Origin of the sequence: Endozoicomonas numazuensis, assembly GCF_000722635.1 — a bacterium.
In the GTDB taxonomy this organism is placed as follows: domain Bacteria; phylum Pseudomonadota; class Gammaproteobacteria; order Pseudomonadales; family Endozoicomonadaceae; genus Endozoicomonas_A; species Endozoicomonas_A numazuensis.
In genome coordinates this window covers 768,050-769,822 of sequence record NZ_JOKH01000003.1, presented here as the reverse complement: position 1 = coordinate 769,822, position 1,773 = coordinate 768,050, and the positions used below count along the sequence as shown (strand labels likewise).

At 38.9% G+C, this 1,773-nt stretch carries 2 protein-coding genes; one reads left to right on the top strand and one right to left on the bottom strand.

The window, feature by feature from the left end; translation table 11 throughout:
* Positions 1–431: 431 nt before the first annotated feature.
* A complete protein-coding gene (locus GZ78_RS16110) occupies positions 432–1,214 on the bottom strand; it encodes a tautomerase family protein (RefSeq protein ID WP_034837950.1) in 783 nt (260 codons plus the stop codon).
* 227 nt (positions 1,215–1,441) lie between these two features.
* Between GZ78_RS16110 and GZ78_RS29545 the strand changes: the two genes are divergently transcribed.
* A partial coding sequence (locus GZ78_RS29545) for a hypothetical protein (RefSeq protein ID WP_034837943.1) occupies positions 1,442–1,773 on the top strand: 332 nt, incomplete at its 3' end.

Below are 1,773 nucleotides of genomic sequence, written 5' to 3'. Positions count from 1 at the left end.
TGAAAGTGCCGTACAAGTAGAAAGAAGAAGGTGTGTACCATCTGGCGATCAAGATCAGGTGTATTATCCTTCTTGCAATGCCAGCGCAAGCAGTATGCTGTTTCTCAATTTTGGGCGGAGCTGGCAAGAGGTTTCAGGTTTTCTTTCCTTGTGCCACGACAGCACAGAGTTCGGAGTCCTTCAGTTCTGAGCAATAGACAACCATTTACAAGTGCTTTGCTTTTTTTCTCCTCAGTGACTCTGAATCAGTGCTCAGCAAAAAACAGAAAATAGATTAATCTGCTGGCGGTGAGGTCAGGTGCCAAAAAATATCAATGGAGTCTCGCCAGCCCAACCATCGTAGCGGCCAGGGCCACTTAACAAGTGCAGGCAAAAGGGACGCCTCACTGTGTTCGCCGCCCCTGCTGCAAGCGTTATGTGCTCATTAAAGTTTAAGGCTCGATAATAAAACCTTCCTTTTTAAATAGATAAGCTGAAATTTTACTTGTAGGAAATCCAACCACTCCTTTAATTTTTGGATTTTCTTCTGAGTAATTTTTGACAGTTTCGAATAAAGCCCTTGCGGCACCACGGACTTTGAAAGGTGAACTACTTTCTTCATAAAAAATAGGGTTAGAAGCGATTCTTACCATATCAATAAAATCATTTTTCATGCCACATTCGCAAAAAGCTGCAATTTTACCATCTAGGTTAGCGCGGTGTTGATCATCTTGAATCGTAATAGTAAATAAATGCAAGCTAGAACTAGATTTAGGAAATCTTTCTTTTTCTAATCTATTAATTTTATTAATAACTGGCCACAAAATGACACTTACTTCAATTGATGCCTCATCTTTCCACTCTCTTATAGAGTCTCTAAAGTTGCAAATATCAACTATGTCCATATCTGATAAATGGTTAAAGTCAAAATGTTTATAAATGAAACGTGTATGAGAGTCTTCATAACCATTTATTTTTGGACTGGTAGCAACGGCTCTGTTTGCAATAACAGTTGAATCAACACTTTTAAGACGTTTACTAGAGTCGCGCTGCCACTGTTTTGGGGGGTATGGATGCTGTCTGATACTTTTTCGAGACTTTTCACTTTTATCCGAAACAGAGTCGATATCAACAGGTTTAATATTTCTATTTCTATAAATATATTCTACTTCTAGTGACAAATCTTCAACATTAATGTCACTTGAAATTAAATTAGTATCAATAATTGGTAGCATTTTCCACCTCCGTGTAAAAGATGATATCTACTGTTTTGACAATTTTTCTAGTATTGGTTCCAATAGCTCGGCTAACAATTGAGTAAGCGCACATAACAAATGGTCAGCAATTCCCGCTTAATTGATTCCGATCAATAGTACCAAGGGATTAAGGCTGACTCGACAATCAGGAAATTGTAAACTTTCAACAAGATTATTCCAGATTTTATGTGTGTTGTTATTTTACTGTGCCGCCATCCAATCGAAAGACTGTTGCTGAAAAACTGATCACCATTGTCTCTAAAGAAGCTTCGAAAATTCCTGATTTTCGCAAAAGAATCAATGAGGATTCAATTCCACTTCATGACGCCATCATGAGCGGTCTTGCCGTCATGCACTTGAAGTATCCGTCACTGCTTCAGTTTGACCGTGATTGTGTAAAAAAACCGGATAAGTTACGTAACCTGAAATCGTTATACAGAGTTGGACAAGTCCCTTGTGACACCTACCTTCGGGAGATGCTTGACCCCATTGAAACTCGCTATTTCCGCAAGTTCTTTACCCGGCTGTTTGCTTTTGT